Annotated in this window: 20 protein-coding genes; 15 read left to right on the top strand and 5 right to left on the bottom strand. The window is 73.7% G+C overall.

The window, feature by feature from the left end; all coding sequences use genetic code 11:
* Positions 1–82 precede the first annotated feature (82 nt).
* Positions 83–877 carry a S16 family serine protease gene (locus OSB71_RS21680; protein WP_265950474.1) on the top strand — a complete coding sequence of 265 codons (795 nt, stop codon included), beginning with the start codon at positions 83–85 and terminating at the stop codon, positions 875–877.
* A gap of 19 nt (positions 878–896) precedes the next feature.
* Here OSB71_RS21680 and OSB71_RS21685 read toward each other — a convergent pair whose 3' ends face one another.
* Positions 897–1,379 carry an Lrp/AsnC family transcriptional regulator gene (locus OSB71_RS21685; RefSeq protein ID WP_265950475.1) on the bottom strand — a complete coding sequence of 161 codons (483 nt, stop codon included), beginning with the start codon at positions 1,377–1,379 and terminating at the stop codon, positions 897–899.
* 142 nt (positions 1,380–1,521) lie between these two features.
* Here OSB71_RS21685 and hppD point away from each other — a divergent pair, with 142 nt between their 5' ends.
* The gene (hppD, locus tag OSB71_RS21690) at positions 1,522–2,667 is read left to right on the top strand and encodes a 4-hydroxyphenylpyruvate dioxygenase (RefSeq protein WP_265950476.1); all 1,146 of its coding nucleotides are present in this window, start codon (positions 1,522–1,524) and stop codon (positions 2,665–2,667) included.
* A 434-nt stretch (positions 2,668–3,101) separates the two neighbouring features.
* Complete coding sequence (locus OSB71_RS21695; protein ID WP_265950477.1) at positions 3,102–4,493, top strand: FAD-binding oxidoreductase; 1,392 nt, start codon at positions 3,102–3,104, stop codon at positions 4,491–4,493.
* Between the two features lie 36 nt (positions 4,494–4,529).
* Here the strand turns inward: OSB71_RS21695 and OSB71_RS21700 are convergent, their stop codons facing one another.
* Positions 4,530–4,964 carry an SsgA family sporulation/cell division regulator gene (locus OSB71_RS21700; RefSeq protein WP_265950478.1) on the bottom strand — a complete coding sequence of 145 codons (435 nt, stop codon included), beginning with the start codon at positions 4,962–4,964 and terminating at the stop codon, positions 4,530–4,532.
* A 218-nt stretch (positions 4,965–5,182) separates the two neighbouring features.
* Here OSB71_RS21700 and OSB71_RS21705 point away from each other — a divergent pair, with 218 nt between their 5' ends.
* Together OSB71_RS21705 and OSB71_RS21710 are read left to right on the top strand one after the other, a co-directional pair.
* Positions 5,183–6,805: an RDD family protein gene (locus OSB71_RS21705; RefSeq protein WP_265950479.1), complete on the top strand. Its 1,623-nt coding sequence runs from the start codon at positions 5,183–5,185 to the stop codon at positions 6,803–6,805.
* A gap of 357 nt (positions 6,806–7,162) precedes the next feature.
* The gene (locus OSB71_RS21710) at positions 7,163–7,696 is read left to right on the top strand and encodes an RDD family protein (protein ID WP_265950480.1); all 534 of its coding nucleotides are present in this window, start codon (positions 7,163–7,165) and stop codon (positions 7,694–7,696) included.
* 12 nt (positions 7,697–7,708) lie between these two features.
* On the opposite strand, the gene OSB71_RS21715 is transcribed toward OSB71_RS21710, so the two are convergent.
* Positions 7,709–7,957 carry a hypothetical protein gene (locus tag OSB71_RS21715; protein ID WP_265950481.1) on the bottom strand — a complete coding sequence of 83 codons (249 nt, stop codon included), beginning with the start codon at positions 7,955–7,957 and terminating at the stop codon, positions 7,709–7,711.
* A gap of 327 nt (positions 7,958–8,284) precedes the next feature.
* Here OSB71_RS21715 and OSB71_RS21720 point away from each other — a divergent pair, with 327 nt between their 5' ends.
* Together OSB71_RS21720 and OSB71_RS21725 are read left to right on the top strand one after the other, a co-directional pair.
* Positions 8,285–10,648 carry an immune inhibitor A domain-containing protein gene (locus tag OSB71_RS21720; protein WP_265950482.1) on the top strand — a complete coding sequence of 788 codons (2,364 nt, stop codon included), beginning with the start codon at positions 8,285–8,287 and terminating at the stop codon, positions 10,646–10,648.
* A 144-nt stretch (positions 10,649–10,792) separates the two neighbouring features.
* The gene (locus OSB71_RS21725) at positions 10,793–11,092 is read left to right on the top strand and encodes a hypothetical protein (RefSeq protein WP_265950483.1); all 300 of its coding nucleotides are present in this window, start codon (positions 10,793–10,795) and stop codon (positions 11,090–11,092) included.
* A gap of 87 nt (positions 11,093–11,179) precedes the next feature.
* Here OSB71_RS21725 and OSB71_RS21730 read toward each other — a convergent pair whose 3' ends face one another.
* Both OSB71_RS21730 and OSB71_RS21735 read right to left on the bottom strand, forming a co-directional pair.
* The gene (locus OSB71_RS21730) at positions 11,180–11,764 is read right to left on the bottom strand and encodes an isochorismatase family protein (RefSeq protein ID WP_265950484.1); all 585 of its coding nucleotides are present in this window, start codon (positions 11,762–11,764) and stop codon (positions 11,180–11,182) included.
* 45 nt (positions 11,765–11,809) lie between these two features.
* Positions 11,810–13,210 (bottom strand): nicotinate phosphoribosyltransferase, encoded by a 1,401-nt coding sequence (locus OSB71_RS21735; RefSeq protein WP_265950485.1) that lies wholly within the window; start codon positions 13,208–13,210, stop codon positions 11,810–11,812.
* 118 nt (positions 13,211–13,328) lie between these two features.
* Here OSB71_RS21735 and clpS point away from each other — a divergent pair, with 118 nt between their 5' ends.
* The 8 genes from clpS (at position 13,329) to OSB71_RS21770 (ending at position 20,224) form a co-directional block, all read left to right on the top strand.
* On the top strand, positions 13,329–13,637 hold the full coding sequence (gene clpS / locus OSB71_RS21740; protein ID WP_265950486.1) for an ATP-dependent Clp protease adapter ClpS: 309 nt from the start codon (positions 13,329–13,331) through the stop codon (positions 13,635–13,637).
* Entirely contained in the window at positions 13,637–14,236 is a 600-nt protein-coding gene (locus OSB71_RS21745; RefSeq protein WP_265950487.1) for a DUF2017 domain-containing protein, read from the top strand. The genes clpS and OSB71_RS21745 overlap by 1 nt, the downstream gene beginning before the upstream one ends.
* 734 nt (positions 14,237–14,970) lie before the next feature.
* Positions 14,971–16,551, top strand: coding sequence for an alanine/glycine:cation symporter family protein (locus OSB71_RS21750; protein ID WP_265950488.1), 1,581 nt, complete (start codon positions 14,971–14,973; stop codon positions 16,549–16,551).
* Between the two features lie 404 nt (positions 16,552–16,955).
* A complete protein-coding gene (locus OSB71_RS21755) occupies positions 16,956–17,384 on the top strand; it encodes a M67 family metallopeptidase (RefSeq protein WP_265950489.1) in 429 nt (142 codons plus the stop codon).
* A gap of 76 nt (positions 17,385–17,460) precedes the next feature.
* Complete coding sequence (locus OSB71_RS24550) at positions 17,461–17,556, top strand: putative leader peptide (RefSeq protein ID WP_323055329.1); 96 nt, start codon at positions 17,461–17,463, stop codon at positions 17,554–17,556.
* Positions 17,557–17,657: 101 nt separating this feature from the next.
* Positions 17,658–17,936, top strand: coding sequence for a MoaD/ThiS family protein (locus OSB71_RS21760; RefSeq protein WP_265950490.1), 279 nt, complete (start codon positions 17,658–17,660; stop codon positions 17,934–17,936).
* Positions 17,936–18,886, top strand: a complete 951-nt coding sequence (locus tag OSB71_RS21765) for a PLP-dependent cysteine synthase family protein (protein ID WP_265950491.1) — start codon at positions 17,936–17,938, stop codon at positions 18,884–18,886. The genes OSB71_RS21760 and OSB71_RS21765 overlap by 1 nt, the downstream gene beginning before the upstream one ends.
* Before the next feature lie 582 nt (positions 18,887–19,468).
* Positions 19,469–20,224: an MBL fold metallo-hydrolase gene (locus OSB71_RS21770; RefSeq protein WP_265950492.1), complete on the top strand. Its 756-nt coding sequence runs from the start codon at positions 19,469–19,471 to the stop codon at positions 20,222–20,224.
* The last annotated feature ends 67 nt before the right edge of the window (positions 20,225–20,291 follow it).

Consider the following 20,291-nt stretch of genomic DNA (forward strand, 5'->3'; position numbering starts at 1 on the left):
CCGTGCCCGCGTCGACGGCCCGCGCCGCCCCCGCCGGGGTCCGGGCCCCGCTCCGGCGGGCGGCGTGTTCTAGATTGCACCTGTGCTTGACGCTCTCGCCGCCCGCCGGGGCCCGGTGCTCGCGCTGTGCGCACTCGCGTGCGCGGCGCTGCTCGCGGTCGCCGCCCTCGTGCCGCTGCCCTACACCCTGGTCCAGCCGGGCGTGACCGCCGACGTGCTCGGCGAGCACCGGGGCGAGCCGGTGATCACTGTGCGGGGCGGGCCCGCGACGCCGGAGCCCTCCGAGGGCGAGCTGCTGATGACCACCATCGCCGCCACCCCGCCGGACGCCTCGGTCGGCCTCGCCGACGTGTTCTCCGGCTGGCTCGCCGACGACCGCGCGGTGCTGCCGACCGACGTCGTCTACCCCGTGGGCGACAGCCCGCGAGAGATCCGCGAGCACAACCGCGGCGAGATGACCGCCTCGCAGACCGACGCCCGGGCCGCCGCGTTCGGCGCGCTCGGCCTCTCCGGCGACGACGTGGAGGTCACCCTGCGGCTGGACGAGATCGGCGGCCCCAGCGCGGGGCTGCTCTTCGCCCTCGGCATCGTCGAGAAGGTCGAAGGCGGCGGCGACGACCTCACCGGCGGCCGCACCATCGCCGGCACCGGCACGATCGCCGCCGACGGCACCGTGGGCCCGGTCGGCGGCGTCCCGCTGAAGACGCAGGCCGCCCGGCGCGACGGCGCCGAGGTCTTCCTGGTGCCGCGCGCCGAGTGCGCGCAGGCCGGGGCCGAACTGCCCGACGGGCTGCGCCTGGTCCCCGTGGAGACCCTGGACGGGGCCCTGGACGCGCTCGCCGCCCTGCGCGACGGCGGCACCGTTCCCACCTGCTGAGCGCGCGCCCGGCCCGTCGCTAGCCCGGCCCGTCGGCGAGCCCGGAGGCCTGGCGCACCAGCGGGATGATGCGCAGCGGCACCGGGTTCTCCATCACGATCGCCGTCGAGGCGCGGACGATGCCGGTGAAGCCGACCACGCGGTCGATCACCCGCTGCAGGTCGGCGTTGGACCGGGCGACCAGGCGGCACAGCATGTCCCCGTGGCCGGTGATGGTGTGCAGCTCCAGCATCTCGGGGACGGTGGCCAGGTGGGCGCGCACGTCCGCGCCCTGGCCCTGCTTGATCTCCAGCGTGGCGAACGCGGTGACCGGGTAGCCCACGGCGGCCGGGTCCACGTCCGGCCCGAAGCCCCGGATGACGCCGGTGGCCTGGAGCCGGTCCAGCCGCGCCTGCACCGTGCCCCGCGCCACGCCCAGCCGCCGGGAGGCCTCCAGCACGCCGATGCGCGGCTCGTCGGCGAGGAGGTGGAGCAGCCTGCCGTCCAGCTCGTCGATGCCCACCGTCGACCTCCCGTACGCCGTCGCCTCATGTCCGTGGTCATTGTGTACAGATCGCCCGGCCCGGGCGCCAGAGGGGTGTGCATGTTGTCTACCCAGACGCGGAAGCATTGCGCATCCTGTGGAACGGAGGGACCCTGCGGCCATGACTGAGACGCTTCAGAACCACACCCAGACCTCGCGGCAGGACGACCCCTTCCCGGTCAAGGGGATGGACGCGGTCGTGTTCGCCGTCGGCAACGCCAAGCAGGCGGCCCACTACTACTCCACGGCCTTCGGCATGCGCCTGGTCGCCTACTCCGGGCCGGAGAACGGCAGCCGGGAGACGGCCAGTTACGTGCTGGAGTCCGGTTCGGCCCGCTTCGTGCTGACCTCGGTCATCAAGCCGACCACCGAGCACGGGGAGTTCCTCGCCCAGCACGTCGCCGAGCACGGCGACGGCGTGGTGGACCTCGCCATCGAGGTCCCCGACGCCCGCGCGGCCTACGCCTACGCCGTGGAGAACGGCGCCACCGGCCTGGCCGAGCCCTACGAGCTCAAGGACGAGCACGGCACGGTCGTCCTGGCCGCCATCGCCACCTACGGCAAGACCCGGCACACCCTGGTCGACCGCTCCGGCTACGACGGCCCCTACCTGCCCGGCTTCGTCGCCGCGAACCCGATCGTGGAGCCGGCCGCCAAGCGCACCTTCCAGGCGATCGACCACTGCGTGGGCAACGTCGAACTCGGCCGGATGAACGAGTGGGTGACCTTCTACAACAAGGTCATGGGCTTCACCAACATGAAGGAGTTCGTCGGCGACGACATCGCCACCGAGTACTCGGCGCTGATGTCCAAGGTGGTCGCGGACGGCACCAAGAAGGTGAAGTTCCCGATCAACGAGCCGGCGGTCGCGAAGAAGAAGTCGCAGATCGACGAGTACCTGGAGTTCTACGGCGGCCCCGGCGTCCAGCACATCGCCCTGGCCACGAACGACATCGTCTCCACGGTGCGCGCGATGCGCGCCGCGGGCGTGGAGTTCCTCAACGTCCCCGACGCCTACTACGACACGCTCGGCGAGTGGGCCGGCAAGACCCGCGTGCCGGTCGAGGAGCTGCGCGAGCTGAAGATCCTGGTCGACCGCGACGAGGACGGCTACCTGCTGCAGATCTTCACCAAGCCGGTCCAGGACCGCCCGACCGTCTTCTTCGAGATGATCGAGCGCCACGGCTCCATGGGCTTCGGCAAGGGCAACTTCAAGGCGCTCTTCGAGGCCATCGAGCGCGAGCAGGAGCGCCGCGGCAACCTGTGACGCCCCCGCGCGCCCGGGGCGCCGGCGCTCCGGGGCCTGCTCCGGGCGCGCAGCGCGCCCCGGAGCCGCCGCCCGGGGCGCCGGCGCCCGCCCGGGCCGTTCCCCCGGGCGGCGGCACCCGGGCCGGTGGCCGCGCCGCCCCCGGCGTCCCCCGCGCCCGGTGCCGTATCCGCCCCACGACCGCGCGGGACGGCCGGGCGCGGGCACGCCGCCGGGGCCGCTGCCGGCGGTCGCCCGGTGACCGGTGCCGAACCGGCGCCCGGCGTCGCCGTCGTACCACCGCCGGTGGTGGCCCGACGGCGACGCGCTGGCCCCCGGCCCGCCCCGGCGCCGCCGCCCGGGGGCTCCGGCCGGGGGGCCGGAGCCCCCGCGGCGGCCCCTCGGGCGGCCCGCACCCGCTTCCGGCCCGCCCCGCCCTGTGCCACTCTGACCGCATGGGCGACGAACGGACGGTGATCGAGCGGCTCCGCGAGGGCCTGGGTGACGAGGGCGTCCTCACCGACCCCGACGTCCTCGCGTCCTACGCCCGCGACACGGCCGGCTTCTGCCCCGCCGGGCAACCCGCCGCCGTCGCCCTGCCCAGGACGGTCGAGCAGGTCCAGCACGTGATGCGCACGGCGACGGCCACGCGCACCCCGGTGGTCCCGCAGGGCGCCCGCACCGGGTTGTCCGGCGCCGCCAACGCCACCGACGGCTGCGTCGTGCTGTCGCTGACGAAGCTCGACCGCATCCTGGAGATCAGCGAGGTCGACCGGATCGCCGTCGTGGAACCCGGCGTCGTCAACGCCGTGCTCTCGCGCGCCGTCGCCGAGCGGGGTCTGTTCTACCCGCCGGACCCCTCCAGTTGGGAGGAGTGCACGATCGGCGGCAACATCGGCACCGCGTCCGGCGGCCTGTGCTGCGTCAAGTACGGCGTCACCGCCGAGTACGTGCTCGGCCTCGACGTCGTCCTGGCCGACGGGCGGCTGCTGTCCACCGGGCGGCGCACCGCCAAGGGCGTGGCCGGGTACGACCTCACCCGCCTGTTCGTCGGCTCCGAGGGCACCCTCGGCGTCGTCGTGCGCGCCGTGCTCGCACTGCGCCCCGAGCCGCCGCGCCGGCTCGCGCTCGCCGCCGAGTTCCCCTCGGCCGAGGCCGCCTGCGACGCGGTGTGCCGCGTCATGGGCGGCGACGGCGTCCGCCCCGGCCACACCCCCGCCCTGCTGGAGCTGATGGACCGCACCACCCTGCGCGCCGTCAACGACCTGACCCGGATGGGGCTGCCGGAGACCACCGAGGCGCTGCTCCTCGCCGCCTTCGACACCCCCGACCCGGCCGAGGACCTCGCCGCCGTCGCCGAGCTGTGCACGGCCGCCGGGGCGACCCAGGTCGTGCCCGCCGAGGACGCCGCCGAGTCCGACCTGCTGCTCCAGGCCCGGCGCTCGGCCCTGGTCGCGCTGGAGAAGGTCAGCGGCACGACGATGATCGACGACGTGTGCGTGCCCCGCAGCCGCCTGGCGGACCTGCTCACCGGCGTCGCCGCCATCGCCGACCGGCACCGCCTCACCATCGGCGTCTGCGCCCACGCCGGGGACGGCAACACCCACCCCACGGTCTGCTTCGACGGTGCCGACCCCGACGAGACCGCCCGCGCCCGCGCCTCGTTCGACGAGATCATGGCGCTCGGCCTGGAGCTGGGCGGCACGATCACCGGCGAGCACGGCGTGGGGCTGCTGAAGAAGGAGTGGCTCGCCAGGGAGCTGGGCCCGGTCGGCCTGGAACTCCAGCGCGGGGTGAAGCAGGTGTTCGACCCGCTGAACCTCCTCAACCCCGGCAAGCTGTTCTGAGGCCGGGCCGGGCCGCCGCGCGGGCGGCCCGGTGCCTCACCCGCCCAGCCCCCCGCCCAGCAGCGCGCCCAGCGCCGCCTCCAGGTCCGCGTCCGCGCACTCCTCGCCCGGCGGCACCAGCCGCAGCGTGCGCTCCACCCAGGCGGCCAGCGGACCGGCCGGGGCCTCCAGCAGCGCGTCGCCCTCCGGTGAGCTGAGCGCCACGCACACCACGCGCCGCGCCGCGGGGGCGCCTTGGGCGCCGGCCGGCCACACCCGCACGTCCGCGTCCCCGCACGGCCGGAACACGCCCTCGACCAGCAGGTCCCGGGCGAACGTCCAGTGCACGGGCCGGGCTGCGTCGAGGTGGAAGTCCACGTGCACGGCGAACGGGTCGTCGGTGCGGTAGCGCAGGCGCGTGGGCACCGGGAAACGGCGGTCGGGCGGGTGTACCAGCGTCATGTCGAGTTCCCGTTCGATGGTGGTGTGCACGGTCCCCTCCTGGTGCGGTGCGCGGCGGCCCCCGACGGGCCGCACCGGGGGAGAGCGGGTGGCGGGCGGTTCATGACGCGACTTTTCGCCCCGATGTGGTGGGGGAGTGCCGAGGTCCCGGCGGCCGGTCATCGGACTCTGGTAGATGTGGGTGGCGTACTGCCGCGCTACGGGAGCAGTACACCCCACTTCGGCCAAGCAGATACGGGACCGGACAGATGAGCGCGCCCCCCTCGGCATCCGCCAACGGCAGCACCCCCGCGGGCTATTACCCCGACCCGTCGATCCCGGGGTACATCCGCTACTGGGACGGCGCGGCATGGGTCCCGGGCACCAGCCGCCCCGAGCCGCGCGGCGGCGAGCCGCTCCCGCGCACCCCGGCGGGCGACGCCGCGCCCGCCCCCGCGTCCGCCGCCGAGCCCCCGGCGCCCGCTCCCGCCGCGCCCGCGCCCGCGCCTGCTGCGCCCGCGCCCGCGCCTGCCGCGCCCGCTCCCGGGCCCGCCGCCGTCCCGGAGCAGCGGGAGGCGGAGGGGCCGCGCGACGAGACGGGTCCGGTGTTCCTCGACGAGGAGGCCGCCGCGGCCCCGGAGCCTTCGGCGTCGGCCCGGCCCGAGCCCGCACCCGCCTGGCGGGCCGACGCCGACCGGCAGTCCGGCTTCGGCGGCGGGCACGGCCAGCAGGTCGACTGGGGTGCCCAGTCCGCCGCGCCCGCCCCGCCTTCCGGGCCCGCCGCGCGCTCCGCGCCGCCCGCCGCCTCCGGGCCGGTCGCGGGCGCGGCGCAGCGGCCCGGCGCCGGCGGGCAGCCGGCCGCCGACCCCCGGGGCGGCTGGCAGCGGCCGGTCCCCCGGGGCGCCGCCCCGGGGGACCGGGCCGAGGCCGCCGCCGCCGACGCCGCTCCCCCGTCCGCGCCGGGCGGCGCCGACGCCGCGGTCCGCCCCTCCGGGCCGTCCGCGCCCCGCCAGGACGACACCTTCACCCTGCGCGCCGTCCGCCCCGGCACCCTGCCGCCCGGCCCCGGGGAGGCGCGCGCCGTGGCGCCGGAGGCGCCGGACCGGGCGCGGCAGGCCTCGCCCGAGCCGGAGCGGCCCGGGGGCTGGGCGCGGCAGGTCCAGGAGCTGGCCCGGCCCTGCCCGCAGGGGCCCGCGCCCACCGCGCCCGGCGGGCAGGGCGCCCCCGCGGCCGCGGGCCCGCCCGCCGCGGCGGCGTCCGGGCCGCCCGGGGCGCCGGGGCCGTCGGGGTCCTTCGCCGACGCGGCCCCGGCCGGGGAGCAGGGGCCGGTCACGCCGTGGCGGCCGCCGGTCGACGACCCCTTCCTGCGGGCCGCGCAGGCCCAGGCCCGCCCCGCCGGGCTCGGCCGCCGGTTCGCCGCCCGGCTCGTCGACACGCTCGTCCAGGGCGCGGTGGCCGCCGCCGTCGCCGCCCCGCTGGTGCCCCGGGCCGTCGACCACGTGCGGGCCAAGGTCGACGCGGTCGAGCAGGCCGGCGTCACCCGGGACGTGTGGCTGGTGGACGGCACCACGGGCGGCTACCTCGCCCTGGTCGTCGGCGCCCTCCTCCTCTTCGGCCTGTTCTACGAGGCGCTGCCCACGGCGCGGTGGGGCCGCACGCTGGGCAAGAAGCTGTGCGGTGTGCAGGTGCTGCGGGTGGAGGAGCAGACGCCGCCCGGCTTCGGCGGCGCGCTGACGCGCTGGCTCCTGTACGGGGTGCTGGCGGCGGCGCTGGTCGGGGTGGTCAACGTCCTGTGGTGCCTGGTGGACCGCCCCTGGCGGCAGTGCTGGCACGACAAGGCCGCGCGCACCTTCGTGGCCCGCCGATCCCACGACCCGGCCCACCTCTCCTGACACCCCGCCCACCGCCGCCCCGCCCGGGGCGCGCCCCGGTCGACACCGGTCGGCCGACGCGCGCGGCGCGCGGTGCCGACCCGGTGCCGCGTCTGCCCGGGCCGCCGCCTCCGGTTGCCGCTGTATCGGTTGGCGCCGTATCGGCTGACGGCATGCGGGCTGACGCCGTATCGGCTGACCTTCTCTTGCCTGATGCCGCCTCGGGTGGGTCCGAGGTCGGGCGGCCTCCCGGGGCGACGCCCCGCTCCGGTCGACGTCCGCCTCGGCGGGCGCCCGCTCCGGCCGCATGCCGTGGGCCCGTCCCCGGATGGCCGAACGTGGGATGCGGGCGGGGCGCCAGCGCGGTGCACTCGGGCCATGAGCGGCGTCGACCCGGCTTCGCGGCCGCCTCCGGCCGCGCGCGGCACGCGGCTGCTGGCGCGGCTGGTGGACGCCGTGCTCGTCGCCGTGCCGGTGTTCGTGGCCTCGGCCCTGCTGCTGGAGCCGTGGGCGATCACCCCGCAGGACCCCCACGCGGCGCGCTCCGGCGCCACCTACGACGCCTCGGCGTTCACCCAGACCGTGCTCGTCGCCCTGGCGTTCTTCGGCTACGAGGGGCTCATGCTGGCGTCGCGCGGGCGGACCGTGGGCAAGCTGGCGTTCGGCCTGCGCGTCGTGAGGCTGGACGACGGCGCCGCCCCGCGCGGCCACCCCGCGTGGCTGCGCGCGGCGGTGTTCGCGCTCCCGCCGCTGGTGCCGTTCCTGGGCGCGCTGTTCTGGACGCTGAACGCGCTGTGGTGCCTGGGTGACGGGAACCGCCGGTGCCTGCACGACAGGGTGTCGCGCACGGTCGTCGTCACCTGCTCCCCGGCGCCCGCGCGCCGCTCCGCGCCGCGCGGTGGCGGCGGCTGAGACCGGCCGGGCTCAGCGGCGCAACGACGGTGCGGCCAGCGGCCGTTCGGCGCTGGCCGCGGTCGGCTCGGGCCGGGCGGCCGGGGACGGGCGGCCGGTGGGCGCCGCGACGGCGGCCAGCAGGCCGGCGGCCAGCGAACCGCTCGCGACGAGGATCGCCCCGACACCGGATTCCGTGCGGGTGAGCAACAGCAGAACGACCGCCGTGAGCACGACGGCCAGGAAACCGAAGGCGAGTTGGGCGGGGTTCGGACGCGGCATGGCGGAATCCGTCCTCGGGGGGTCGACTACGTGAGTCACCCGATCAGGTCGTGCACCGTCGAACGACTCTACGATCCGGGATGCCCCTCGGGGGCGTCTGGTAAGCGCGACCTTACCCACGACGCTGGTGCACGAGGGGGCGCACGGAGTCACGTCGCCGGGCCGGGGCGTCGGAAAGCGTCACCTCGTGGTCAGAAGGCGTCAAGTCACACGTAAGAAGCGCAACCTACCTGCTTGACGTGTCTAAAACAAGGTCTGTCTTTTCGGCCTCCCCTCATGTCCAATGCGACCGTCAGGACAGCGTGGCAAGGGGAGGAACACACACTCGTGACCAGACCACGTCGATCCATAAGATCGAGAACAACGGCGCTGGCCACCGCCGTCGCCGCCATGGGCGCAGCCGCCGTGCTGCCGGTGCTGCCCGCTACCGCGGCGCACGCCCAGGAGGCCCACGACGAGCAGCCGCACCCGCAGGCGGAGCACAAGGGGCACGTCGAGCACAACCTGGAGGGCCCCCTCACCAAGAAGCAGAACGGGCAGAAGCTCGCCGCGCTCGAAGCGCTCGCCTCGGGTGAGAAGCCGCAGGAGCGCAACGGCTCCAAGGTGATGAAGCTCGACGACGAGAAGTACGTCGAGATGGAGCAGGTGAAGACCGACAAGATCTTCACCATCCTCCTGGAGTTCGGTGACAAGGTCGACCCGCGCTACGGCGGCACCCCCGGCCCGCTGCACAACCAGATCGAGCGTCCGGACCGCAGCGAGAACAACACCACGCTGTGGCAGGAGGACTTCGACCGCGAGCACTTCGAGGACATCTACTTCGGTGATGGCCCCGGCAGCGTGAAGACCTACTTCGAGACCCAGTCCTCGGGCAAGTACACCGTCGACGGCACCGTCTCGGACTGGGTCAAGGTCGACTACAACGAGGCCCGCTACGGCAACAACGCCTGCGGCCAGACCACCTGCAACACGGTCTGGGACGCCGTCCGCGACGGCGTCAACGCCTGGGTGGCGGACCAGAAGGACAAGGGCCGGTCCGACGAGCAGATCAAGGCGACCCTCGCCGAGTACGACGTGTGGGACCGCTACGACTACGACGCCGACGGCGACTTCAACGAGCCGGACGGCTACCTGGACCACTTCCAGTTCGTCCACGCCGGTGAGGACGAGTCGGCCGGCGGCGGCGCGCAGGGCGAGGACGCCATCTGGGCCCACCGCTGGTACGCCTACGGCACCGACTTCGGCAAGACCGGCCCCGAGTTCAACAAGGCCGGCGGCACGCAGATCGGCGACACCGGCATCTGGGTCGGCGACTACACCGTGCAGCCGGAGAACGGCGGCCTGGGCGTCTTCGCCCACGAGTACGCCCACGACCTCGGCCTGCCGGACCTCTACGACACCACCGGCACCGGTGAGTCGGCCGTCGCCTACTGGTCGCTCATGTCCTCCGGCTCCTGGCTCGGCAAGGGCGAGGACGCCATCGGCGACTGGGCCGGCGAGATGACGGCCTGGGACAAGCTCCAGCTCGGCTGGCTCGACTACGAGACGGCCAAGGCCGCCACCACCTCGGTGCACCGGCTCGCGCCGCAGGCCGACGAGCCGAACGGCCGCAAGAAGCGCAAGGACGCCCAGGCGGTCCTCGTCGAGCTGCCCGAGAAGGAGCTGACCACGACCGTCGTCAAGCCCGCCGAGGGCGAGACGCAGTGGTGGAGCGGCAGCGGCGACGACCTCAGCAACACCCTGACCCGCTCGGTCGACCTGACCGGCGCGTCCTCCGCCTCCCTCGACCTCAAGGGCTGGTGGGAGATCGAGGCCGGGTACGACTACCTCTACACGCAGGTCTCCACGGACGGCGGCCAGAGCTGGACGGCGCTGGACGGCACGGCCAACGGCGAGCCGATCTCGCGGGACGGCTCCGGCACCCCGGCGCTGGACGGCGAGTCCGGCGGCTACGTGGACCTCTCGTACTCCCTGGACGCCTACGCGGGCCAGGAGGTCGACCTGCGGTTCTGGTACCGCACGGACGGCGGTGTGGCCGAGATGGGCTTCGCCGGCGACCAGATGGTCATCACCGCGGACGGCGAGCCGGTCCTCGAGGACGGCGCCGAGGACGGCGACGCGGGCTGGACGGCCGACGGCTTCACCCGTATCGGCGAGTCCTTCACCAAGTCGTACCCGCAGTTCTACATCGTCGAGAACCGGCAGTACACCGGCTACGACAAGACGCTGCGCACGGGCCCGTACAACTTCGGTCACCCGGAGCGTCCCGACTGGGTCGAGCACTTCAAGTACCAGACCGGCATGCTGGTGTGGCTGTGGGACACCTCGCAGCTCGACAACAACGTCGGCGTCCACCCCGGCGAGGGCCTGGTCCTCCCGGTCGACGCGCACGCCAAGCCGGAGAAGTGGTCGGACGGTTCGCTGATGCGCAACCGCATCCAGGGCTACGACTCGACGTTCAGCTGGTACCCGACGCGCGGCTTCACGCTCCACAAGGGCGGCGAGCCGACGAAGATCAGCGGCAACCTGCCCAAGCCGTTCTTCGACGACCGCCTCGGCACCTACTGGTACGAGTCGAACCCGACCGGCGGCGTGAAGGTGCCCAACACCAACACCCGCATCACCATCCTGGGCCAGCCCTGGCACGGGAAGCACCTGACGGTCATGGTGGGCCCCTCGAAGTGGTGGTGACCCGCCACTGAGCGTCACCCTCGCGTGGCGCTCGGGCAACACCTGAGGTCAGCAGGCGATCGGCCGTCGCCCCCTAGCGGGGCGGCGGCCGATCGTGCTGTGATGCGGGGGACCGACCGACACCACCACACGGGGGAGCCGATCATGACGGGAGGCGGGTACGCCCTCCAGCCGGACGGCAGCGTCGTCGTGGCCGTGTCCCTCCCGGGCCCCGGGCACGGCCGGGTGCGCGTCCTGGTGCACGCGGTGAACCGCGCCCGCGCGCTGACCCGGCTGCGCAACCTGGGGCTGCGCGCCGTCTACCTGCGCGGCAACGCCGACCCGCCGACGCCGGACGAGGTCTCGGCGGTGCTGCACCACCCCGACGGCGTGGTGTGGCGCGGCGCGGAGGCCGGTCTCTGGCAGCCCATGCGCGCCCTCCTGCGCGCCGGAGCCCGCGCCTGAGCACCCCGGGCCTGCCCGCCCGGGGCGCGCGCCGTGCGGGCGTGCCGTGTCGCGGGGCCTGCCGGGGCCTGCCGGAGCCCGGGCGCGCTAGCCGGCCGGCTTGCCGGTGAGGGCCACGCCGGCTTCGCGCAGCTCCTCCAGCGCCCGCTCCACCGTCTCCGGGGCGACGCCCGCCGTCAGGTCCAGCAGGACCCGGGTGCGCAGCCCCGCGCGGACGGCGTCCAGGGCCGTCGCCCGCACGCAGTGGTCCGTGGCGATGCCGACGACGTCGACCTCGCTCACCTCCCGCGCGCGCAGCCAGTCCGCCAGCGCCGTGCCGTGCTCGTCCGCGCCCTCGAAACCGCTGTACGCCGCCGAGTAGTGGCCCTTGTCGAAGACGGTGTCGATCGCGCCGGAGGCGACCGCGGGGGCGAAGTTGGGGTGGAAGCCCACGCCCTCCGTCCCGGCCACGCAGTGCGGCGGCCACGTGCGCACGTAGTCGGGCTGCTCGTGGAAGTGGTCCCCGGGGTCCACGTGGTGGTCACGGGTGGCCACGACGTAGCGGTAACCCGCCGTCGCGTCACCCACCAGGTCGGTGATGGCGGCGGCGACCTCGGCGCCGCCGGCCACCCCGAGGCTGCCGCCCTCGCAGAAGTCGTTCTGCACGTCGACGACGATCAGTGCCCGGTGCATGGTGCACACCCTTCGCTCTCGGCCTTGCCGGCGCTCGCGCGCCCTCTACCCCGCCGCATGCCGCCGCGCTCCTTCCGGCGTCCGCGACGCCCCCTCGTCCCCCCGGGCGGTGCCGCTTACGTACTCCGTGGGCAGCACGGGCTCGCCCGCCGAGAGCTGGGTCGCCGACAGCGGCAGCCCCGCGCGGGCCCGCCGGTGCCGCTCGCGCGGCACCTCCAGCGGCTCCCGGCCGACGACCTCGCCCCCGCGTACCAGCTCCACGGCCAGCTCATGCCCAGCCAGCTCCGCGGGAACCGTCCCGGTGCCCACCACTTCCGCCTCGGCCACCCCGTCGGCGTCGGGGCGCCGCGCCGCCCACTTGGCGCCGCCCAGCGACAGCTTCCCGCCCATGGACTTCTTCGCCACCGGGCACAGCGGCGCGCCGGGCGCGTCGCTCTCCGCGCGGGCGACGAGCTTGTAGACCATCGAGCACGTCGGGTGCCCGCTGCCGGTGACCAGCCGGGTGCCCACCCCGTAGGCGTCCACCGGGGCCACGGCCAGTGAGGCGATGGCGTACTCGTCCAGGTCGCTGGTGACGATGATCCGGGTGTCGTGCGCGCCGAGCTCGTCCAACTGGCCGCGCACCCGGTGGGCGAGCAGCAGCAGGTCGCCGGAGTCGATGCGCACCGCGCCGAGCCCCGGCCCGGCGACCTCCACGGCGGTGCGGACGGCCTCCGCGACGTCGTAGGTGTCCACCAGCAGCGTGGTGCCGCGGCCCATCGAGGCGACCTGCGCGGTGAAGGCGTCGCGCTCGGTGTCGTGCAGCAGCGTGAAGGAGTGCGCGCTCGTGCCGACGGTGGGGATGCCGTACCGGAACCCGGCGGCCAGGTCGGAGGTGGCCGAGAACCCGCCGACGTAGGCGGCCCGGGCGGCGGCCACCGCGGACAGCTCGTGGGTGCGCCGGGCGCCCATCTCCATCAGCGGGCGCTCCCCGGCGGCCACCGCCATGCGGGACGCCGCCGCGGCGACGGCGGAGTCGTGGTTGAGGACCGACAGCACGACCGTCTCCAGCAGCACGCACTCGGCGAAGGTGCCCTCGACGCGCAGGATCGGGGAGCCGGGGAAGTAGACCTCGCCCTCCGGGTAGCCGGAGATGTCGCCGCGGAAGCGGTAGTCGGCGAGCCAGGCGAGCGTCGGCTCGTCCACGACGCGCTGCTCGCGCAGGAAGTCCAGCACGTCCGGCTCGAACCGGAAGTTCTCCACCGCGTCCAGCACCCGCCCCGTGCCGGCCACGACGCCGTAGCGGCGGCCCTCGGGCAGCCGCCGGGTGAAGACCTCGAACACCGAGCGCCGGTGCGCGGTGCCGGCGCGCAGCGCCGCCTGCACCATGGTCAGCTCGTAGTGGTCGGTGAACAGCGCGGTCGAGGGCACGGCGACCGGCAGACCCAGCTCTCCAGCAACGTCCATACGGCCGATCGTACCCCACATCTCGTCAACGTGACGATATCGGGGGGCGGGCCCGGCGGCGGACCCGGTACCCCGATGGCGCGGGGCGTTTGCGCACCCACCGGGGGGCGGTGGCAGCATGGGACCCGTGACGGTACCCCTGGAGATCGAACAGACGGAGGAGCAGGAGGCCGCGGCCGCGGTGCCTGAGCCCGACGTCCCGTGGGTGACGGTCGTGCACAACGACCCGGTCAACCTCATGAGCTACGTGACCTACGTCTTCCAGGCGTACTTCGGCTACTCCAAGGACAAGGCCCACCAGCTCATGCTCGACGTGCACCACAAGGGCCGCGCGATCGTCTCCAGCGGCAGCCGCGAGGAGATGGAGCGGGACGTGCAGGCGATGCACGGCTACGGCCTGTGGGCGACGCTGCAGCAGGAGCGCTGATGGCCGGCCACTTCGAACCCTCCACCAGCGTGCCCGGCGGCGCGGCGATCGCGCTGGACGAGATCGAGCTGTCCATCCTGCGCAGCCTCACCGTGCAGCTCCTGGAGCTCATCGGCCCCGGCGAGCAGCCCGCCGACGCCGCCGACGACCCGCTGGCCGAGCTGTTCACCGACGGGCCCACCGAACCGCCCAGCGACCCCGCGCTGGCCCGGCTCTTCCCCGACGCCTACTCGGCCCCCGGCGAGCGCGAGGACCGCGCCGCGCGAGAGGCGTCGGCCGAGTTCCGCCGGTACACCGAGAACGAGCTGCGCACCCGCAAGCGCGAGGACGGCCTCGCGGTGGTGCACGCGCTGGACGCCCTGCGGCCGGACGGCTCCGGCGCCGCGGTGCTCACCCTCGCCCCGGAGGAGTCCCGGCGCTGGCTGGGCACCCTCAACGACCTGCGGCTGACGCTCGGGTCCCGCCTGGACGTCGGGGACGAGGACACGGCCGACGAGCTGTACCGGCTGCCGGACGAGGACCCGCGCAAGCCGCTGGTCATGGCCTACCTGTGGCTGGGCGGGCTCCAGGAGACGCTCGTCGAGACGCTGCTGCCCTGACGTGGCGCGGGCGCCCGCGGGCCGGCCCCGTCCGCGCCACGACCGCCGACCGCCGCCTCCGTCCGCGTCGCGGCCGCTGGCTGTCGCCTCCGTCCGCGCCACGGCTGCTGGCTGTCGCCTCGGGTAGCCGCGCCGTCGGCTGTCGCCTCCGCCGTCGGCGCGGGCCCGCGTTCTTCCGGTTACGCCAGACCGGACGCGGTGGGCTCGGCCTGGTGTCCGCGCCTTCTTCTCCGCTTCTCCGGCCTCTCCGGGTGCTTCGGCTTCTCCGGCCTCTCCGGGTTCCGCCGTGCCGGTCGTGGCGCTCACCGGGTGGTCATCGCGTGGTCATCGTTCGGCCCGCCGGGGGCTTTCCGGCGGCTTTCACGTGTGTTCTTCCACCGGGTTCGGGCTACGCGCGTTGTGCCCGATTACCGTCACGTATGGTGAGCGGAATGCGCCGATAATCGGTGTCGAGGTTTACGCTCATTACAGCGACTGCCCGTTTTGCTGCGCTATGTCGACCTGTCGCCCGACCGTAATGCGAGCATGTGATCCAGGTCACACGTCCCGTGTCGCGCTGCGTGGTAGGAACGGCCAATCCGTTATTTACACAGGGCTGACGCCCGGGCGAATTTCGGAGCACACTGCGTACGGCCCCCGGGCACCCACGCTTCACGCACCGCTCGCAGATCAGGTATCGGCACCCCGCCGGTGACCCCCTACACCAGCCAGCCGCATTGAGCCAGAGGTCATTCATGGCAACCACCGAAACCTCTTGGACCGACAGGGTCGACGAAGCTGTAAACAACGTCTTCGACCCGGTCTCCAACTTTCTGGGCGACATCGTCTTCTACACCGTCAACGTCTTCGGAACTGATTTTCCGCTCATCGTCGGCTGGCTCGTCGTAGCCGGTGCCGTCTTCTCGGCCTACTTCGGATTCGCGCAGTTCCGGCACGTGCGGATCGCCACCCGACTGGTCCGGGGCAAGTACGACCAGAAGGACGCGCCCGGTGAGGTTCCGCACTTCCAGGCTCTGACCTCGGCCGTCTCCGGAACCGTGGGCCTGGGCAACATCGCCGGTGTCGCCATCGCGATCTCCATCGGCGGCCCCGGGGCCACGTTCTGGATGATCCTCTGCGGCCTCCTCGGCATGGCGACGAAGTTCGTGGAGTGCACGCTCGGCGTGAAGTACCGCGAGTTCAACGCCGACGGGACCGTCAACGGCGGTCCGATGATGTATCTGCGCAAGGGCCTGGCCGAGCGCGGCCTGGCGACCCTGGGCAAAGTGCTGGCCGTCGGCGCGGCCATCAGCCTGCTGTTCTTCACCTTCTTCGGCGGCAACCTCTTCCAGGTCAACCAGTCCCTGGAGCAGGTCGTCTCCGTCACCGGCGGCGAGGACAGCGTCTTCGCCACCAGCGGGGGCGCGCTCTTCTTCGGCGTGGTGATCGCCGCGCTCGTCGCGCTCGTCCTCATCGGCGGCATGCGCTCCATCGGCGCCGTCACCAGCCGCCTCGTCCCGGCCATGGCGATCGTCTACGTCATCGCCTGTCTGCTGGTCATCGGCTTCAACATCACGGCCGTGCCCGAGGCCATCGGGACGATCGTCAGCGAGGCGTTCAACCCGGAGGGCGTGGCCGGCGGTGTCCTGGGTGCCCTGATCATCGGCTTCAAGCGCGCCGCGTTCTCCAACGAGGCCGGCATCGGCTCGGCGCCCATCGCCCACTCCGCGGTCAAGACCAAGCGCCCGGCCACCGAGGGCCTCGTGGCCATGCTGGAGCCCTTCATCGACACCGTGGTCATCTGCACCATGACGGCGCTGACCATCGTCATCGCCAGCGGCCCGCTCTACCAGGAGGCCCGGGAGACCGCGATCAGCGGTGGCGAGGTCGACGGCAGCACCAGCTTCGGCATCTCCCTCACCTCCGACGCCTTCGACACCGCGCTGCCCTGGTTCCCCTACATCCTGACCATCGCGGTCGTGCTCTTCGCCTTCTCCACCGTCATCACCTGGGGCTACTACGGCCTCAAGTGCTGGGGCTTCCTCTTCGGCCACAGCAGGACCAAGGACCTGATCTACAAGGTCGTCTTCTGCGCCATCGTGATCTCCGGCGCCCTGCTGGGCCTGGGCACGCTGGTCTCCCTGGCCGACTCCACGCTGTTCATGGCGGCCCTGTTCAACATCATCGGCCTCTACCTGCTGGCCCCGGTGGTCAAGAAGGAGCTGCGCAAGGTGCTGGACTACGTCCGCCGGCGCGACGCGGGCGAGTCCGACGAGCAGATCGAGGCGGACGAGGCGGCGGCCGAAGCCCCGGTCGACGTGCGCAAGAGCATCTGACGCCCCCGGCGCCCCACGGGCGTCCACTCCGCGCACCGCACGTGCCCCCGGCCGACCAGGCCGGGGGCACGCCGCGTTCCCGGGGCGGCCGCCGTGCCCCGTGGCGCGGCCGCGCGGTGGAGGAGAGCCGCGCGGCACGCGGCGGCCGTGCCGCGTGAGGGGAGGAGGCCGTGCCGCACGGGGCGGCGTGCCGTGTGAGGGAGCCGTGCCAGGCTCCGCCCGCTGCCTCCCTCCGCCCGGCGGCTCCCGCCGGTGCGTCCCGCGCTGTGCCCCGCCCCGTCCGCCGCCCTCCGCCGGGGCGCCCGCACGGCGTCTTCCTGCGACGTCTCGCACAGTGAGCCGCCGTCTCGCGATGTGAGGCGGTTCGGCCGACGAGCGCGGGAGTGCTGCGTATGCTTCGGCCCATGCTGACCATCACCCGAACGCTGCACGACCAGATCGTCGCGCACGCGCGCGCCGACCACCCCGACGAGGCGTGCGGCGTCGTCGCAGGCCCCGTCGGCACCGGGCGACCCGAGCGGTTCATCCCGATGCTGAACGCCGCGCGCTCCCCGACGTTCTACGAGTTCGACTCGGGCGACCTGCTCAAGCTCTACCGCGAGATGGACGACCGGGACGAGGAGCCGGTGGTCATCTACCACTCGCACACCGCCACGGAGGCCTACCCCTCGCGCACCGACATCTCCTACGCCAACGAACCGGCCGCGCACTACGTCCTGGTGTCCACCGCCGAGTGCGGCAACGACGAGGGGCCGGTGTCCTTCCGTTCGTTCCGCATCGTGGACGGTGTCGTCACCGAGGAGGACGTGAAGGTCGTGGAAACCGCCGTCTGACACATCGTGAGACGGGTGAGTCCGCAGTGCGAAACCCGACTCCGAAATCGAGTGCGGGAATCGCTACGATGAGCCCATGGTTATCCACGACGTGAACAACGAGGCCCCGGGCAGCCTGCTCGTCACGCGCCCGCACGTCGATCTGTGCCGCCTTTCCAGCGCCATGTGTTGAGTCCGCGCCCTTGCCCGCCGGCCGCACGCCCCGGGTCGGCGGGCGTGCGCGCCGCCGCCGTACGCCCCGCGCATCCCATCGACCCCGTCAGGAGCACACCCATGGCCATTGAGGTCCGCATTCCCACCATCCTCCGCACCCACACCGACGGCCAGAAGACCGTCGAGGGCGACGGCTCGACCCTCGCCGAGCTCTTCACGGACCTGGAGTCCCGGCACACCGGCATCCACGAGCGCCTGGTGGACGGCGGGGAGCTGCGCCGCTTCGTGAACGTCTACCTCAACGACGAGGACGTGCGCTTCCTGGAGGGCATCAACACCAAGGTCAGCGACGGGGACAGCGTCACCATCCTCCCCGCCGTGGCCGGAGGCATGCGCTGATGCGCTACGACACGCCGCTCGCCGCCGTCGGGAACACCCCGCTGGTGCGGCTCCCGCGGCTGTCGCCCTCCGAGGAGGTGCGGATCTGGGCCAAGCTGGAGGACCGCAACCCCACCGGCTCGGTCAAGGACCGTCCCGCCCTGCACATGATCGAGCAGGCCGAGAAGGACGGGCGGCTCACCCCGGGCTGCACGATCCTGGAGCCCACCTCCGGCAACACCGGCATCTCACTGGCCATGGCCGCGCGCCTCAAGGGCTACCGCATCGTGTGCGTCATGCCCGAGAACACCAGCGAGGAGCGCCGCCAGCTCCTGGCCATGTGGGGCGCGGAGATCATCTCCTCGCCCGCCGCCGGAGGGTCCAACACCGCCGTCCGCGTCGCCAAGGAGCTGGCCGGGGAGCACCCGGACTGGGTGATGCTCTACCAGTACGGCAACCCGGACAACGCCGGGGCCCACTACGCCACCACCGGGCCCGAGATCCTGTCCGACCTGCCGTCCGTCACGCACTTCGTCGCCGGGCTCGGCACCACCGGCACCCTCATGGGCGCCGGCCGCTACCTGCGCGAGCACCGGCCAGGGGTGCACATCGTCGCCGCCGAGCCGCGCTACGACGACCTGGTGTACGGGCTGCGCAACCTGGACGAGGGGTTCGTCCCCGAGCTGTACGACGCCTCCGTGCTCACCACCCGCTTCTCCGTGGGTTCCGAGGACGCCGTGGCGCGCACCCGGGAGCTGCTGTCCCAGGAGGGGATCTTCGCCGGGGTCTCCACCGGCGCCGCCCTGCACGCGGCCATCGGCGTCGGCCGCAAGGCGGTGAAGGCGGGCGAGAGCGCCGACATCGTCTTCGTCGTCGCCGACGGGGGCTGGAAGTACCTGTCCACCGGCATCTACACGGCCGCGACCACCGACGAGGCCGTGGCCCAGCTCAAGGGTCAGCTCTGGGCCTGAGCGCCTGACGACCCCGGCCGCCCGGCCCCAAGCGGACCGGGCGGCCCCGCCGGGGGCCCGGCCCCGGGCTCCGCCCCGGCCTTCGTCCGGCTCCGGCTGCGGCTCGGGGTTTCGCTTCGGCCCGTCCTTCGTCCGGCTCCGGCTGCGGCTCCGACCCGGGGTTTGGGTCCGAGCCCGGCTTGGGTTTTCGGTCCGACCCGACTTCGGCCCCGCCCTGTGGCTGCGGCCCGGGCCTTCAGCCCGGCTCCGGCTCGGCTCTTCGGACGAGTTCCGGCCTGACTCCGCGGTGCGGCATCCGCCACCGCGCCGCCGCCCGCCCTTCGCCTCCGGCCGACTTCTGTCGCGGCCGCCCCCGGCTTCCGCCTCCACCCCGTCCACCCCGTCCGCCACGGGCCGCCGCCGGCCGTCCGGCCGGGGCCGGTCCGTGGCGGGCGGGGCGGGGCCGTGCGGCACGGGTTTTCGGGCGTACCCCGCGCTGGTGATTCCGCCCACACCCCAGCGTTCCTGAGGAGCCGCCCGCCCGCACGGCGCTTACGCTCGGAAAACTCCCTCTCACCGGGCTGCGCGGAGGTTCCCACCCCTATGAAGCTCACCGTCGTCGGCTCCTCGGGCTCGTTCCCGTCCGCGGACTCGGCCTGTTCGAGCTATCTCGTCGAGGCCGACGGCTACCGCGTGCTGCTCGACATGGGCAACGGGGCGCTCGGCGAGCTCCAGCGCCACTGCGGACTCTACGACCTCGACGCGATCGTGCTGAGCCACCTGCACGCCGACCACTGCATCGACATGTGCGCCTACTTCGTCGTGCGCTACTACCGCTTCGACGGCGGCCGCTGCCCGCCGCTGCCGGTGTACGGGCCGCGCGGCACGGAGGAGCGGCTGACCGCCGCGCACGCCGACACCCCGTCGGACACCGCGATGCGCGAGGTCTTCGACTTCCGCACGCTCACCTCCGGCGCCGTGTTCGACCTCGGCCCCCTGCGGGTGCGCACCGCGCTGGTAAACCATCCGGTGGAGGCGTACGGCTTCCGCGTCGAGCACGCGGGCAAGGTCCTCACCTACTCGGGGGACACCGGCGTGTGCGGGGCCCTGGACGAGCTGGCCCAGAACGCCGACCTCTTCTTGTGCGAGGCGTCCTTCACTCACGGGAAGGAGGACATCCCCGGCCTGCACCTCAACGGCCGCGAGGCCGGGGAGTGCGCGCGCCGCGCCGACGCCTCCCGCCTGGTGCTCACCCACGTGCCGCCCTGGACGGACGCGCAGGTCAACCTCCGCGACGCGAAGGCGGCCTTCGACGGCCCCGTCGACCTGGCCCGTCCCGGAGCGGTGTACGAGCTGTAGCGGCGCGGCAGCCGAAGCGGCGGAAGGGGGGTGGGGGGAGCCGGTGCTCCCCCCCCACCCCCCTTCG

Source organism: Streptomyces marinisediminis (genome assembly GCF_026262575.1).
Lineage (GTDB): Bacteria > Actinomycetota > Actinomycetes > Streptomycetales > Streptomycetaceae > Streptomyces > Streptomyces marinisediminis.